Source organism: Streptomyces sp. NPDC059897 (genome assembly GCF_042730865.1).
Classification (GTDB): domain Bacteria; phylum Actinomycetota; class Actinomycetes; order Streptomycetales; family Streptomycetaceae; genus Streptomyces.
On the sequence record NZ_JBHWKQ010000003.1, the window covers coordinates 53,128 to 67,698 of the forward strand.

Genomic DNA, 14,571 nt, shown 5'->3' on the forward strand with positions numbered 1-14,571 from the left:
TTGCCTGTGCAGTGCCTCGAAGTCCCCCCGAGGGATAACTGACGCATAGTCAGATTACTGAACTGACACTGTGTCAGGAACAGGGCTGCAGGCAAAGAGATGGGGCGAATGTTCCGAGGGGCGGCGTGCTCGGGCGGACGAGCGGGTGGGAGTTGGGGCTCTATGCGGGGAGGTGTGCGGCCACCGTCTTGCCGATGCGGCCCGCGTCCAGGGCGAGTTCGCGGAGCATGCCGGAGATGGGGTTGGTGTAGCCGGTGAAGTGGAGGCCGGGGAGCGAGGGGGTGTGCGGAGAGGGGGTGAGGGGGCGGCCCGTGGCGGGGTCCAGGACGTTCAGGTGGCCCACCAGGTCCTCCAGGCCCTGCCGGTAGCCGGTTGCCGCGATCACCGCGTCCGGGGTGACGCGGGTGTCGTCGGAGAGGATCACCGCGTCCGAGTCGAAGGAGGTGACGGCGGCGACGGGCTCGACCTTCCCGGCCCGTACGGCGTCGACGAAGCCGGCGTCCTGCACCGGGATGGCGCCCTGGCGCGCCCGCGAGTAGAGGCCGGTGTCGGGGCGGGGCAGGCCCTGCGCCGACAGGTCGGGGACGCTCACCCTGCCGAGCGGCGCGGCGAGCCGGTCGACCAGGCCGACCGGCAGGCGCCGGCAGAGGATGCCGGTGCGCTGGGCGGGCCAGCCGAGCGTGGAGCGGCGCACGATGTGCGGCGTGGTGCGCACGGCGATGCGCACGCGCGCGGCGCCGCCCTCGATCAGGTCGACGGCGATCTCGGTGCCGGTGTTGCCCGCGCCGACGACGAGGACGTCCTGGCCGGTGAAGGGCGCCGGGTCGCGGTACTCGACCGCGTGCAGCAGCTTCCCGGTGTACGTGGAGGTGCCGGGCCAGTCGGGCAGGTGCGGGGTGTGGTTGTAGCCGGTGGCGACGACGACGGCGGCCGAGGTCAGCTCGCGGCCGCCGGTGGCCCGCAGCAGCCACCCCGAGTCGTCGGCGGTCCGCTCGATCCGGGTGACCTCGACGCCGGTGACGACTTCCAGGTCGTGGTGCTCGGCGTACTTCTCCAGGTAGCGCACGACATCGTCGCGGGCGACCCAGCGGCCGAAGCGGCGCGGCATCGGCAGGCCCGGCAGGCCGGAGAGGCGGCGCGTGGTGTGCAGGTGGAGGCGGTCGTAATGGCCGCGCCAGGAGGCGGCGACGCGGTCGGACTTCTCCAGGACGACGGGCCGGACGCCGTGCGCCTTCAGCCCGACGGCCGCGGCGAGCCCGCCGGGGCCGCCCCCGATGACGTACACGGGCGGACGTTCGTGACTGCGTGCCGGTGCTTGTGGGGAGTCGGCCATGCACGGAGCGTATTGCGGCGCCGGATTGAGCGGGACCGGTCAAGACGGAAACCGGTTGCGAATTGATCACGGGCCGGGTCCCGGGCGCCCGGCCGTTGGTGTGTGCGGGGCCCTTGCGGAGGCGGTGCCGGATGCGTTGAACTGGCCTCCCCGGGTAACTGACGTACCGTCAGAAAGTGGAGGAGGGGCCGGACTTCATGGACGCGATAGGGCTCAGCGGCGCCGAATGGCTCGCCGTGCTGCGCATCGGGCTCGGCCTGTGGTGGCTGGAGAGCTGGCGGCACAAGGACAAGAAGGGCTGGTTCGAGCGCGGCACCGGCATCGCGTGGGCCGCGGACGTGGCGGGCAAACACAAGTGGAACGCGGTGCGCAGCGGCTTCGAGGTCGTCGTGAAACCGCGGCCGAAAACGATGGCGTACGTCGTGGTGTACGCCGAACTCGCGCTGGGGGTCGGCCTGATCCTCGGGTTCCTGACGCCGATCGCGCTGGTCGGCGGGCTGCTGCTCAACCTCCTCTACTTCACGTTGATGATCCACGACTGGGCCGAGCAGGGGCAGAACGCGATGATGGGCCTGATCTCGCTCGTCGCGCTGTTCGCCATGTCCTGGCAGGCCTGGTCCCTCGACCACGCGATCGGACTGTTCTCGTGAGCGCTGCTTCCACCGACGTACGTTTCGACGTTCCCGAGCCCGATGCCTTCACGCGGCCCTACTGGGACGCGGCCGCCGGGGGGCGGCTGCTGCTCAGGCACTGCGCGGACTGCGGGCGCGACCACCACTATCCGCGGGAGTTCTGCCCGTTCTGCTGGAGCGAGAACGGCCGGTGGCGGGACGCGAGCGGCCGGGCCACGCTCTACACCTGGTCCGTCGTGCACCGCAACGACCTGCCGCCGTTCGGGGGCCGCACCCCGTACACCGCCGCCGTCGTCGACCTCGCCGAGGGGCCGCGGATGATGACGGAGATCGTGGCGTGCGCGGAGGCCGACCTGCGGGTCGGGATGGAGCTGACGGTGGACTTCCGGGAGGGCGGGGACGGGTTCGCGGTACCGGTGTTCCGGCCCGCCTCCTGAGCCGCTGCGGCCGCCCGCGCCGCAATCCGGTGCAATCCGGTGGCCGCGTGGTCGCGGGCGCGGCCATCATGAGGCGATGGTGACCTCACGGGCACGTACGGGGGAGTGGCTGCTGACGTCGGCGCTCGAGGAGTTCGAGGAGCGGGCGGCGGAGCTGCTGCGCTGCGATCCGGCCCTGCACACCGTGGCGCTCAGCGTCACCGCGCGCATGCGGGCGTCCGGCTGGGCCAGGGACCGAGCGAGCTTCGGCGTGTGGCCGGGGCCAGACGGCCGGGCGGCCGGCTACTTCTTCTGGACGCCGCCGCACCCCCTGTACGTGGCGCTGCCCGGCGAGGCGGCGGGCCGCGAGGAGGCGGCGGGCGCCCTGGTCGACGCCCTCGCAGGGCAGCCGGTCGACGGTGCGAGCGGTGCCGTGGAGTCGACGGCCGCGCTCGCCGGGGCCTGGCTCGCGCGGCATCCCGGCGCGCGGGCCGAGCGCGTGACGCGGCAGCGGCTGTTCCGGCTCGGCGAGCTCACGCCGCCGAAGAAGTTGCCCGATGGCGGGGCGCGGATCGCGGGCGAGGGCGACCGGGACCTCCTCGCGGACTGGCACATGGCCTTCGAGACGGAGTCGCACCCGCGCGACGTCGCGACCCGGAAGCAGGCCGAGGCGTGGGCCGACGAGCGCGTCGGATACGGGGGCGTCACGCTCTGGGAGGCCGCGGACGGCACACCCGTCTCGATGGCGGGCGTCACCCGCGGATCGGTCGGCACCGTCCGCGTCGCCCCCGTCTACACACCACCCGCGCTGCGCGGCCGGGGCTACGCCGCCGCCGTCACCGCCGAGGTCAGCCGGGCCGCGCGGGCGGCCGGCGCCGAAGAGGTGCTGCTCTTCACCGACCTGGCCAACCCGACGAGCAACGCCCTCTACCAGCGGCTCGGCTACCGGCCGGTGCGGGAGTTCGCGGTGTGGGCGTTCACCGCCGGCTGAGCGGCCCGGTCGGCCCCGCGGGCCCGGCCGCTCACGGCCACAGCAGTTCCTTGGCCCAGCCGTCCGGCGTGCGGCGGTACCTGAGGCGGACGTGGCGGCGACGGGCGTCGCCCTGGAAGAACTCCACCTCGTCCGGGGCCAGCTCGTAGACCGTCCAGGACGGGGCGGCGGCGTCCGGTTCGCGCCGCGCGTGCTCCCACGCGGCCTGCGAGGCGCGCTCCAACTCCTCATAGGAGTCGAGCCGTTCGCTCTGGTGGCCGACGAGGGCGGAGGCGAGGGCGCCGGTCGAGCGGGCGTGCAGGTCGGCGTGGGCGGTCTCGGGCGGTGCCGTGCGGACGGGGCCGCGGACCCGGATCTGGCGGCCCTGCGCCGGCCAGTAGAAGCCGAGCGCCGCGTACGGGTGCGCGGCGAGCTGGCGGCCCTTCGCGCTGCCCGCGTGCGAGGCGAAGTGCCAGCCGTGCGCCTCGTCGGCGCCGTGCAGCATCACCGTACGGACATCGGCGCGGCCCTCGGCGTCCGTCGTCGCGAGCGACGGGGTGTGCGGTTCGGGCTGGCCCGCCGCCACGGCCGCGGCGAACCACTCCGTGAACAGGGGGAGCGGAGCGGCGGGGGTGTCCTCGGGGTCGAAGGCGGGCAGCTCGGTGTCCCATACGCGCAGGGAGCGCAGGAGGGCGTCCAGGTCAGGACGGTCGCGGGGGTCGCGGGGGTCGCGGCGGTCGCGGCGGTCGGGACGGTCGGGTTCCGGTTCCATGGGGCGATTGTCGCGCGCCGCCCGCGGGCCACGGCGGTGGCCCGCGGTTTCACCACGCGGCGGAGACCGGCCCCAGGTTCGTCCACCGTCCGTGCCCGGCCCACCGGTGCAGCCACACGTCGTGCCCGAAGCCGAGGGTGTGGCCCTTTCCCTCCGGGCCGCCCATCTCGAACCAGCCCGAAAGACCGCGCACGATCTGCCCGTCGACACGTGCGTTCAACTCGCTTGCCAGGGCGTCCGGTTGGTCCGGAACGGTGTTCTTCCCGTCGACCCACGCGGTGCGGTAGATCCGTACGAGGGCCTGCGCCGCCTCGTACTCCTCCACGGCCCCCGCCCGGTCGGGCAGCCGCAGCAGCCAGGGGCACCGCTCGGTGTTGCCGGTCCTGCAGTCCTTCTCCCGTACGGGGCCGGGCGCGACCGTGTCGACGCGGTACAGGGTGATGCCGTCCGGCACCCGGGCGGGCGGGTCGTCCCACGGTTCGCCGCAGTCGTTCTCCAGGCGCGGCGAGTACAGCACCGGGCCCCGGAATCCGGCGCGCGCCAACGCCGGCAGGTCCTTGTCGAGGTCGAGCGTTCCGGTGAGGAACACGGCCTCGCCGCGCCCGCCGCCCCCGACCGCCGCGCGCAGTTCCTTCCTGGTCAGGAGCGCGGGCCGCTCGGTGAACACGGGCACGCCGGGCAGCTTCAGCTCCTCGAACTCCGGCCCCACGACCCCCGCGCCCAACTGGTCGGCCGTGTCCTTCGCCATGCCCCACGCGCCGAGCACGGTCAGGGTCCGGGTGTCGTGCCGCTTCGCGAGATACGCCCTCAGCTCCCAGCCCACTTCGGGTATCTCGGGTGCGACCGACTGCTGGAAGGTGGGATCAAGGCCGCCCGGATGCTCGATCCGGCACGTCCCGATCACCGGCACGGACGCCGCACCGCTCAGTTCCTTCGACGGCTCGTCCGCGATGACCGCCACCAGCCGGGGGTGCGCCGAGCGCAGTTCCTCGTACGTCAGGCCCTCGCGCGGGCGCACCGCGACGAACTCCAGCGGCAGGGTGCCGGGCGACTTGTTGTCACGCAGCAGCCGGCGCAGTTCGGCGAGGGCGGTGCGGGCGGGGGCGGCGCGGTCCTGGTGGGCGTACCGGGTGACGACGGCGACGGTGAACGCCTTGGTGGGGGCCGGGCGGCGTTCCGGGTTCGACTTCCGGTCCTCGTCGCCGCCGGCGCCGTCCGGCGCGAGGACCAGGAGCGATCCGATGGCCCCGGCCACGAGCGCCCCGGCCAGTACCCGGCTCCAGATCCGCCATCGCCCCATGGTGGTCGACGGTAGGGGTGGAATCTGCGCCTCGGCAGTACGCCTCGTCCGGTCGTCCGGGCCTACGTCGCGGGGCTCTGCCCCGGACCCCGCGCCTCAAACGCCGGCGGGGCTGAATTTGCTCGTCTCACCCGGACCCGCGGCCTCTCGTCCAGGAGCGAGGCCAAGACCACCTCGCCCGTAGGCCCCGTCACCCCACCCCCAACACCACCGTCCCCGCCGAACAGAACCACCCACCCGTCCCCGACGCCACGGCCAGTCGCGGCAGCGAACCGTCCGCCCGCCGCACCTGGTGGCCGCCCGCCTCCCCGCGGAGCTGTCGCGCCGCCTCCACCAGGAGGAACAGGCCGCGCATGCCGGGGTGTTGGGCGGAGAGGCCGCCGCCGTCGGTGTTCGTGGGGAGTTCCCCGTCGTGCAGGAGGCGGCCCTTCTCGACGAAGGCGCCGCCCTCGCCCTTGGCGCAGAAGCCGAGGTCCTCCAGGGTCACGAGCGTCATGTACGTGAAGGCGTCGTAGATCTCCGCGATGTCGATCTCGTCGGGCCGGACCCCGGCCCGCTCGAACGCCAGGCGGCCGCTGACCGCCGCCGGCGAGACCGTGAAGTCGTCCCACTCCGACATCGTCGTATGGGACACGTGCTCGCCCGAACCCAGCACCCACACCGGCGGCTTCGCGCAGTCGCGCAGCAGGTCCTCGGCCACGAGCAGCACCGCGGCGCCGCCGTCGGAGCGGATGCAGCAGTGCAGTTTGGTGAACGGGTCGGCGATCATCGGCCCGTCCAGGACCTCGTCGACCGTGATCGGGTCGCGGAACATGGCGTCCGGGTTGCGGGACGCGTTCACGCGGGCCTGGACGGCGACCTGGGCCAGCTGGTCGAGCGTCGTGCCGTACTCGTGCATGTGGCGGCGGGCCGCCATCGCGTACTTGGCGATCAGCGAGTGGCCGTAGGGAACCTCGAACTGGAGCGGGCCGCGCGCGCCGAAGGACAGGTTCGAGGTGCGGCGCTTCGCCTTGATGTCGGCGCGGGCCGTGGAGCCGTAGACGAGGAGGACGGCGCGCGCGTGGCCCGCCCGTATCGCGTCCGCCGCGTGCGCGGCCATGACCTCCCAGGTGGAGCCGCCGACCGAAGTGGAGTCGACCCAGCGGGGTTTGAGGCCCAGGTACTCGGCGACCTCGACCGGTGCGAGGGTGCCGAGGCCCGCGCTCGCGAAGCCGTCGACGACGTCGGGGGCGAGCCCCGCGTCGGCGAGCGCCCGGCGGGCGGCCTGGGCGTGCAGGGCGTAGGGAGTGGCCTCGTCGACGCGGCCGCAGCCGGAGAGGGCGATGCCCGCGATGGCGACCTTGCTTCCGCTCTCAGTCATGAATCTGACGGTACATCAGATACGGGGGTGTGGAGGAGTGTGCGTAGCTCTGGGCATCCGGTGGCCGGCGGCCTAACATGACGCCCCGTCAGAAAGGGGCCCACATGGACGCCAGGTTCACCGAGGAACAGCAAGAGATCCGCCGTACCCTGCGCGAACTCGCCACCAAGCGCTGCACCCCGGACGACGTCAAGGCCGCCACCCGCACCCCCGCCGGCCATGACCTCGCCCTGTGGGGCACCCTCAGCGCCGAACTCGGCCTGCCGGGGCTCGCGCTCCCGGAGGAGCGCGGGGGCGTGGGTGGATCCGTGGTCGAACTCGCGCTCGCCGTCGAGGAGTTGGGACGCGCCCTCGCGCCCACGCCGCTGCTCGCCACCAGCGGGCTCGCGGCCCCGCTGATCTCCGCCCTCGGCACCGGGGACCAGCGCTCCGCGCTGCTGCCGAGGATCGCCGAGGGCGCCCTGACCGCGACGCTCGCGGTGCCGGGCACGGGCCTCGCCACCGCCCTCGGCCTCGTCGCCGACAACGCGGGCGACTGGGCGGGCGGCGGCCGGGCCGGCGGCGTACAGGCCGCCCGGAAGGAGAACGGCTGGCGGCTCTACGGGCAGGCCGAGCAGGTGCTCGACGGCCACAGCGCCGGACTGCTGCTCGTCGCCGCGCACACCGGGGGCTTCGCCCGCTCCCGCACGCTCCTGTTCCTCGTACGCGAGGACGCCCCCGGGCTCGTCCGCGTACGCCAGACGGCGATGGACGAGACGCGGCCGCAGGCACGCATCGAACTCCGCGATGTGGAAGCCGAGTTGCTGGGTGAGGAGGACGGTGATGTGACCGGGGCGCTGGCCGCCGTCGGGGACACCGTCGCCACCCTGCTCGCCGCCGAGGCCGTCGGCGCCGCCGACCGGGCCCTTGAACGGACCGTCGAGTACGTCAAGGAGCGGGAGCAGTTCGGCCGGCCCGTCGGGTCCTTCCAGGCCGTGAAGCACCGGCTCGCCGACGTCTACGTACAGGTGCAGGCGGCCCGCTCGGCCGCCTACTACGCGGCGTGGGCCGCCAGCACCGACGACGAGGCGCCCGTCGGCGGGCTCGCGCTCGCCCAGGCGCTCGAAGCGCTGCGGACCGGGGCCGGGGAGGCCGTGCAGCTGCACGGCGGCATCGGATTCACCTGGGAGCACGAGGCGCACCTGTACTTGAAGCGGGCCACCGGCGACGAGCTGCTGTTCGGGCCCGTGCATCTGCTGCGGGACCGGGCCGCGCAGGCCGCCGAGCTGTTCGCGCCGGGACCCGGCCTGGAGGTGGCGGTCTGATGGCACCGCCGGGCGTCAAGCTGGTGCAGAAGGTGTCGTCGACGCGGGCGTTCGGCCGCATCGCACCGCACGTCATCCCCGCCCTGGACCGCACCGTGCACCGGCTCACGCGCGGAAAGGTGCTGCTCAGCGCGCAGATGCTGCCGGGGGTGATCCTCCGCGTGCGCGGCGCGAAGAGCGGGATCGAGCGGCGTACGCCACTCGCGTGCATGCCCGAGGAGGAGCGCGGGACCTGGCTGCTCATCGGGTCGAACTTCGGGCGGCCGGGCCATCCGGCCTGGACCGCGAATCTGCTCGCGCATCCGGACGCCGAGATCAACTGGCGCGGGGCCGACGTCCCGGTGACGGCCCGGCTCCTGGAGGGGAGCGAGCGGGAGGCGGCCTGGGCGGCGGCGCTGAAGTTCTGGCCGCCCTACGCCACGTACCAGCGGCGGGTGGACAGGCAGATCCGGCTGTTCCGGCTGGAGCGCCGCTGAGCGGCGGGCCGGGAACTGCAACAGCGGCGGCTCACGTTGCACCACGCGAACCGCCGCTGCACGACAGGACCAGGAAGAGTTACTTGACGGGCTTCTTTCCGGTCACGCCGAGGTGCACCAACAGCGCGAGGTTCGGCTTGAGTTCGGCTTGCTTGACGCCCCAGGTCTGGAAGCCCCTCTGGTGCGAGGCGACCGCCGCGAGCATCGCGACCAGCGAGCCGGCGACGGCGGCCGGGCTCACGTCCTTGTCGACCTTGCCCTTGTCCTGAAGGTCCTTGACGGCGTCCGCGAGGGAGTTGTTCACCGAGTTCAGGATCTTCATGCGGAGCTTGTAGAAGCGCTTGTCGCCCTCGGCCGCGCCGAGGTCGACGACGCGCAGGATCGCGTCGTTCTTGCGCCAGAACTCCAGGAATCCGTCCACGAGTTCCTGCGCCGTGGTCCAGCCGGCCTTGCCGACCCAGGAGCGGTCCGCGACCAGTTCGGTCAACCCGGCTCCCTCGGTGGCCACTTGATCGGCGATCTCCAGGACGGCGCCCTCGACATCCGGGAAATACTGGTAGAAGGTCGCGGGCGAAGTGCCCGCCTTTCGCGCGACATCAATGACTTTGACGTCCCGGTAGGGCGAGGAGCTGAGCATCTCGCCGAGGCAGTCGAGCAGCTTCTGACGTGTTGCCTGACCACGCCGGCCGGCCACGCGGCCGTCGACGGTCCGTACTTGTCCTGTCATGCCGTCAGCTTACCGAGGGGTGATCGGAGCGCGATCTGGCCGACTGCAAATGGGGTTGGCCGTCATGACCTCCGGTCAAATGACGCGCCGAGAGCGACCGGAATTGGCCAAACGTTCGAATTTAAAGCGCATCGGCCCGTTCGGCCTGGTTAGCGTGACGCTCATGCGCCCCGCACGCCGCGACGAGCACGCGGTCCCCGAATTTCCCGAAGGGGCCCCGTGCTGGGCCGACGCCAGGCTCGCGGACGTCGAGGCGGGAAAACGCTTCTACGGAGATCTCCTCGGCTGGACCTTCGACGAGGGCGCCGGCGCCGAGCGCGGCTACTACACGGCGGCCTACAGCGAGGACCGCGCCGTCGCCGCCCTCGCCCCGGCGAACCTGGGCGTCGAATGGCGGGTGCACCTGGCCGTGCGCGACGCGTACGCCGCCGCCGAACGGGTCTTCGCGGCGGGCGGCCACATCGTGGCGGGCCCGCTGTCCGGCGGCACCGAGGCGACCGTGGCGCTCGCGCGGGGGCCCGAGGGGGCGGCGTTCGTGCTGCGCCAGGCGGGAAGCCACCGGGGGTTCGAGCGGGTGGGCGGGGCCGGCGCGTTCTGCGGCGCGGAACTTCTCACACCGGATGCCGCGCTGAGCGATTCCTTCCATCGGGCCGTATTCGATGAGGGGGGCTCCGGGGCGGCGGTCCGCCATCGGGCCGTCGCCGAGGGGCCCGGCAGGTTCCTGCTGTACTTCGGCTGCGCCGACGCCGGGGCCACCGCGGCGGCCGCCGTCCGCCTCGGCGGGCGGGTGTGCACGGGGCCGCACCCCACGGCGTACGGAAGAGCCGCCGTGATCGAGGATGATCAAGGGGCGGTGTTCGCGGTGTGCGAGCAGGCGTAAGAGGCCCTGAATGCTCCGAGACACCCCGTTTTGACCCGAGGTTCGCAACTGAGGGCCGAGACAGGAAGAATCGGGGTGCGTGCCGCCGTGGCGCTTCGGTGGTGAGACGCTGACGGGGGCCGTGAGTGCGGTGGCCCGCACGGGGAGGTGGCAGGCAAGTGATGGATCAGCTGACGCAGCACGATCCGAGGCGGATCGGTCCGTTCGAGGTCCTTGGACGGCTCGGAGCGGGCGGCATGGGCCTGGTCTATCTGGCGCGCTCGGCCTCGGGCCGACGCGTGGCGATCAAGACGGTGCGTACGGAGCTCGCCGAGGACCAGCTGTTCCGGGTCCGTTTCACGCGCGAGGTCGAGGCGGCCCGGGCGGTGTCCGGCTTCTACACGGCCGCCGTCGTCGACGCCGACCCGCGCGCGGCCGTGCCCTGGCTCGCCACCGCGTACGTGCCGGCACCCTCGCTCGAAGAAATAGTGAACGAGACCGGGCCGCTGCCCGCCCAGGCCGTCCGCTGGCTGGCCGCGGGCGTCGCCGAGGCCCTCCAGTCCATCCACGGCGCAGGGCTCGTGCACCGCGACCTCAAGCCGTCGAACGTGCTGGTCGTCGAGGACGGACCGCGCGTCATCGACTTCGGCATCGCGTCCGGCGTCTCGAACACGCGACTGACCATGACGAACGTCGCCGTGGGCACACCCGCGTACATGTCGCCCGAGCAGGCGAAGGACTCGCGCAGCGTCACCGGCGCCTCCGACGTCTTCTCGCTCGGCTCGACGCTCGTGTTCGCGGCGACCGGGCACGCCCCGTTCCACGGCGCGAACCCCGTCGAGACCGTGTTCATGCTGCTGCGCGAGGGCCCCGACCTGGAGGGCCTCCCGGAGGAGCTGCGGCCGCTGCTCGAAGCGTGCATGCAGATGGAGGCGGGCCAGCGGCCCTCACCGGCCGACCTTCAGGCCCAGCTCGCCCCGCACCTGTTCGGCGCGGGCAGCGACGACAGTGGCACCGCCTCCGCGTGGCTGCCCGAGCGGTCCGTCGCGCTGATCGAGTCGCGCCGCGGCGGCCGCCCCGCCCCGAAGGCCCCCGCGACCCGGCCGCCGGGCCCCGGCGCACACGCCGCGCCGAACGGGCACGGTGCCCCGATCCCCGCGATGCCCTCGCAGCCGCCCGCCCCGCCGATGGCCGCCCCCGCCCCGCACCCCGTGGCGACGGACGGCTGGCGGCACTCGCCCGTGCCCGCCGGCCAGAGCCTCGTCGCGGACGGGCCCGTGCACCTCGCCGGGGCGCAGGTACCGATCGGCCCCGGACCGCGCGTCGCCGACGCCCGGGCCGCCGCCGTGAAGGCGCCGCCCGCCGAATCGGGCCTCGCCGGCTCCTGGTCCCGCTCCGCACCCGCGGTGAACGGCACGCACGAACCGGTGGTGCCCGCGCCCGCCGTCGCCGAGAGCGCCGCCTGGCGGCCCTGGCGGTTCCGCATGTCGAACGATGTGTGGGGCACGCCCGCCGTCGCGGGCGACCTCGTCTACGTCACATCGTTCGAGGTGCACGTCCTGGACGTGGCCACAGGCCGGCGCCGCTTCAAGACCCGCGACGTCGCCTGGTCCATGGCCGTCGCCGACCACCGCATCCACGCCTCCGACGGCCCCACCCTGTGGGCGCTCGACGCCCGCGACGGCGGCGACCTGTGGCGGATCCAGACCGACGCCTGGGTGTACGCGCTCCAGGCCGACCGCGGCACCGTCGTCACCGCGACCCGCGGCGGCGGCGTCCAGGCCCGCGAGGCCGTCAGCGGCGACCTGCTGTGGGAGATCACCGGCTGCCAGACCGACTTCGAGGCCACCGAGGCCGGACCCGTCGTGCACGACGGCACGGTCTACGTGTGGCAGGACGCCCGCCTGCGCGCCCTCGACGCCCGTACGGGTGACGAGCGCTGGTCGTACCCGATCGGCGACGCGGCGTCCTGCGGCGGCGTCCCGATGCGCCTGACGCCCGCGTCCGACGGCTACGTGTACGTCGCCGCGGGCACCCGCGTCCTCGCCGTCGACGCCGCCTCGGGCCGCGTCCGCTGGCACTTCGAGGCACCCGCCGTGTTCCTGTCCCCGCCCGCCTTCGCCCCCGGCCCCGCGGTCACCGGCGGCGGCGTGTACCTCGTCGACCACCTCGGCACCGTGTACGCGCTCGACGCCACGGACGGCCGGGACCGCTGGCGCATCGCGACCGAGGCCAGGCCCTCGGCGGTCGACCCGGTCCTCGTCGCGCAGGGCCACGTGCACGTCGGCAGCGGCCAGGGGCTCTACACCCTGGACGCCGTGACCGGCACCCCGAAGTGGCGCTTCCAGGCCGGCGGCGAGATCGTCGGGGCGCCCGTCGTCGCGGACGGGCGGATCCACTTCGGGTCCACGGACCACCTGCTCTACACGCTGAAGGCCGACGACGGCCGGCTGCGCTGGAAGCTCGCCACCGGCGGCGAGATCACCGGCACACCCGTCGTGAAGGACGGCGTCGTCTACGCGTGCAGCAAGGACCGCTGCGTGTACGCGCTCGACGCGGAGAAGGGGACGGGGACCAGCCGTTAATCGGATTCCCGGAGTCCGGGGCCCCCGCCGCCGATAGAGTGCCCCGCGTGATGAAACGGGGACTGAAACTGACAGCGGTGGCGACGATGGTGGTGATCGCCCTCACGGGCTTCACCACCGGCAAGGGCGGGAAATCCAAGAGCCGCAGCAGCGGCTCGGGCGGGTGCAGCAGCTCCTCACAGAAGCACGACTCGTCGTCCGGCCTCTCCAAGGGAAGCAGCGGCTACAGCCGCCAAACAAAGCACCGCACGCCCACGACGTCGTCGTCCGCCTCCTCTCCGAGCCTGCGGAACGGCACCGTGAGGCTGATCAAGTGCGCGGACGCACGGCAGGCGTACGCCACCGTGGAGGTCACCAACCCCAACAGCAGGAGCGCGCGGTTCGACGTCCATGCCTCCTTCCTCGACGCGAGCGGCGCCAGCGTGAACGCCCTCTTCCACAAGGTGACGGTGCCGGCGAACGGCCGGGTGACCGCCAGGGTGCCGGTCGGCACCAAGGGCCTCGCCGCGAAGGTCGACCACTGCGACATCGACCGCGCAGCGCTCGTACAGCGCTGACCGCGCTCAGCGCACCCTGAACTCCCGGCCCTGCGTACGGGAGTTGAACAGCTCCGCCTGCCGCTCCGGCGGCAGATTGCCCAGCGAGATCAGGTCCGGGGCCCGCGCGAAGGCGTGGCCCCGGGCGGCCTCCGTGGCCGCCCACACCGCCTTCACCGTGCCCTGGACCGCCTCCGTCGGATACGAGGCGATGGTGGCGGCGCACCGCAGCGCCGCCTCCAACGCCCCACCGGTGCCCGTGACTTCCGACACCAGGCCCACCTCGTACGCGCGCCGCGCCGACATCCGCTCCGCCGAACCCATCAGCGCGAGCCGGGCCACCTCGCCGGGCGGCATCCGCTGGGCCAGGTAGATCGACTCGAAGGCGTTGACCATGCCGTACGTCGTGTGCGGGTCGAAGAACGTCGCCGTCTCGTCCGCGACCACGAACTCCGCTTCGCCGATCAGGTAGAACGCGCCGCCGCACGCCATCCCGTTGACCGCGGCGATCACCGGTTTCCACAGGTCGTTGGCCTTCGGCCCGACCGTGGGCAGCGGATCGTCCGCCGAGTACGGAGAGTCCGGCTGCGGAACGTCCCAGCCGCGGTCGATGCCCGTGCAGAACGCCCGCTCCCCGGCCCCGGTGAGGACGACCGCTCGTACGGCGTCGTCGAAGCGGAAGTCGCGCCAGGCGGCGGCAAGTTGGTCGACCGTGTCCTGGTCGAGGGCGTTGTGGCGGTGCGGCCGGTCGAGGGTGACGGTGGCGACGCCCGTGGCCTTGTCGGTCTCCGTGCGTACGGTCATGAGCGCTCCAGCACCCAGCGCGGCACCGTCACCCCGTCGACCTCCGCGAACACCACCTGCACCCGCGCGCCGATCTTGATGCGGTCCGGGTCGACGGAGTTCAGCGGGGCGTCCGCGGCCGAGACCAGATTGCCGACGAGCCGGATCCGGGGCGCCTCCGCCAGCTCGACGACGATCGCGTTGTACGGGGCCTGGGCGGCGTAGGCCGGGAGCAGCGGCGGGTGCGGGATCACGTACGACCAGATCCGTCCGCGCCCGCTCATCCGGCGCCACTCGCTGTCGAAGGACTGGCAGTGCGGGCAGCAGGGCCGGGGCGGAAAGCGCAGTTCGCCGCAGTCGGGGTTGGCGCAGGCCTGCATGCGGAGTTCGCCGCGGGCGGCGTACTCCCAGAAGGGGGCGCCGTCGTCGTCGGGGGTGGGAGTGAGGAGTTGGGAGGTCGTCGTCGCGTCTGTCATGTGGCCGTCCCTTCGGGTAGGCAAGTCAAGCCCGCTCTTCGT

15 protein-coding genes are annotated in these 14,571 nt (G+C 73.2%); 8 read left to right on the plus strand and 7 right to left on the minus strand.

The annotated features are described in order from the left end of the window. Positions 1-160: 160 nt before the first annotated feature. On the minus strand, positions 161-1,333 hold the full coding sequence (locus ACFV9W_RS04675; protein ID WP_385755610.1) for a flavin-containing monooxygenase: 1,173 nt from the start codon (positions 1,331-1,333) through the stop codon (positions 161-163). A 197-nt stretch (positions 1,334-1,530) separates the two neighbouring features. Here ACFV9W_RS04675 and ACFV9W_RS04680 point away from each other — a divergent pair, with 197 nt between their 5' ends. The 3 genes from ACFV9W_RS04680 to ACFV9W_RS04690 all read left to right on the plus strand — a co-directional run bounded on the left by ACFV9W_RS04680 (position 1,531) and on the right by ACFV9W_RS04690 (position 3,372). After that, positions 1,531-1,983 carry a DoxX family membrane protein gene (locus ACFV9W_RS04680; protein ID WP_266718772.1) on the plus strand — a complete coding sequence of 151 codons (453 nt, stop codon included), beginning with the start codon at positions 1,531-1,533 and terminating at the stop codon, positions 1,981-1,983. Further along, positions 1,980-2,402 carry a Zn-ribbon domain-containing OB-fold protein gene (locus ACFV9W_RS04685; protein ID WP_385755611.1) on the plus strand — a complete coding sequence of 141 codons (423 nt, stop codon included), beginning with the start codon at positions 1,980-1,982 and terminating at the stop codon, positions 2,400-2,402. The genes ACFV9W_RS04680 and ACFV9W_RS04685 overlap by 4 nt, the downstream gene beginning before the upstream one ends. Positions 2,403-2,478: 76 nt before the next feature. Further along, positions 2,479-3,372 carry a GNAT family N-acetyltransferase gene (locus tag ACFV9W_RS04690; protein ID WP_385755613.1) on the plus strand — a complete coding sequence of 298 codons (894 nt, stop codon included), beginning with the start codon at positions 2,479-2,481 and terminating at the stop codon, positions 3,370-3,372. Positions 3,373-3,403: 31 nt separating this feature from the next. Here ACFV9W_RS04690 and ACFV9W_RS04695 read toward each other — a convergent pair whose 3' ends face one another. The 3 genes from ACFV9W_RS04695 to ACFV9W_RS04705 form a co-directional block, all read right to left on the minus strand. Next, positions 3,404-4,123, minus strand: coding sequence for a pyridoxal 5'-phosphate synthase (locus ACFV9W_RS04695; protein WP_385755615.1), 720 nt, complete (start codon positions 4,121-4,123; stop codon positions 3,404-3,406). Between the two features lie 49 nt (positions 4,124-4,172). Next, complete coding sequence (locus tag ACFV9W_RS04700) at positions 4,173-5,423, minus strand: hypothetical protein (RefSeq protein ID WP_385755616.1); 1,251 nt, start codon at positions 5,421-5,423, stop codon at positions 4,173-4,175. 190 nt (positions 5,424-5,613) lie between these two features. Further along, on the minus strand, positions 5,614-6,783 hold the full coding sequence (locus tag ACFV9W_RS04705) for an acetyl-CoA acetyltransferase (protein WP_385755618.1): 1,170 nt from the start codon (positions 6,781-6,783) through the stop codon (positions 5,614-5,616). 104 nt (positions 6,784-6,887) lie between these two features. On the opposite strand from ACFV9W_RS04705, the gene ACFV9W_RS04710 reads away from it, so the two are divergent. After that, positions 6,888-8,087, plus strand: coding sequence for an acyl-CoA dehydrogenase family protein (locus tag ACFV9W_RS04710; protein WP_385755620.1), 1,200 nt, complete (start codon positions 6,888-6,890; stop codon positions 8,085-8,087). Then, positions 8,087-8,563 carry a nitroreductase family deazaflavin-dependent oxidoreductase gene (locus ACFV9W_RS04715; RefSeq protein WP_385755622.1) on the plus strand — a complete coding sequence of 159 codons (477 nt, stop codon included), beginning with the start codon at positions 8,087-8,089 and terminating at the stop codon, positions 8,561-8,563. Before ACFV9W_RS04710 ends, ACFV9W_RS04715 begins: the two co-directional genes overlap by 1 nt. A 79-nt stretch (positions 8,564-8,642) precedes the next feature. On the opposite strand, the gene ACFV9W_RS04720 is transcribed toward ACFV9W_RS04715, so the two are convergent. Then, complete coding sequence (locus tag ACFV9W_RS04720) at positions 8,643-9,290, minus strand: TetR family transcriptional regulator (RefSeq protein ID WP_385755623.1); 648 nt, start codon at positions 9,288-9,290, stop codon at positions 8,643-8,645. 163 nt (positions 9,291-9,453) lie between these two features. Between ACFV9W_RS04720 and ACFV9W_RS04725 the strand changes: the two genes are divergently transcribed. The 3 genes from ACFV9W_RS04725 to ACFV9W_RS04735 all read left to right on the plus strand — a co-directional run bounded on the left by ACFV9W_RS04725 (position 9,454) and on the right by ACFV9W_RS04735 (position 13,291). Next, positions 9,454-10,170 carry a VOC family protein gene (locus tag ACFV9W_RS04725; protein ID WP_385755625.1) on the plus strand — a complete coding sequence of 239 codons (717 nt, stop codon included), beginning with the start codon at positions 9,454-9,456 and terminating at the stop codon, positions 10,168-10,170. Positions 10,171-10,328: 158 nt separating this feature from the next. Then, the gene (locus ACFV9W_RS04730) at positions 10,329-12,734 is read left to right on the plus strand and encodes a PQQ-binding-like beta-propeller repeat protein (protein ID WP_385755626.1); all 2,406 of its coding nucleotides are present in this window, start codon (positions 10,329-10,331) and stop codon (positions 12,732-12,734) included. Between the two features lie 50 nt (positions 12,735-12,784). After that, positions 12,785-13,291, plus strand: coding sequence for a hypothetical protein (locus tag ACFV9W_RS04735; protein ID WP_385756033.1), 507 nt, complete (start codon positions 12,785-12,787; stop codon positions 13,289-13,291). A 6-nt stretch (positions 13,292-13,297) separates the two neighbouring features. On the opposite strand, the gene ACFV9W_RS04740 is transcribed toward ACFV9W_RS04735, so the two are convergent. Both ACFV9W_RS04740 and ACFV9W_RS04745 read right to left on the minus strand, forming a co-directional pair. Next, positions 13,298-14,074, minus strand: coding sequence for an enoyl-CoA hydratase/isomerase family protein (locus ACFV9W_RS04740; RefSeq protein WP_385755628.1), 777 nt, complete (start codon positions 14,072-14,074; stop codon positions 13,298-13,300). Beyond that, positions 14,071-14,529: a Zn-ribbon domain-containing OB-fold protein gene (locus tag ACFV9W_RS04745; protein WP_385755629.1), complete on the minus strand. Its 459-nt coding sequence runs from the start codon at positions 14,527-14,529 to the stop codon at positions 14,071-14,073. The genes ACFV9W_RS04740 and ACFV9W_RS04745 overlap by 4 nt, the downstream gene beginning before the upstream one ends. Positions 14,530-14,571: the final 42 nt, after the last annotated feature.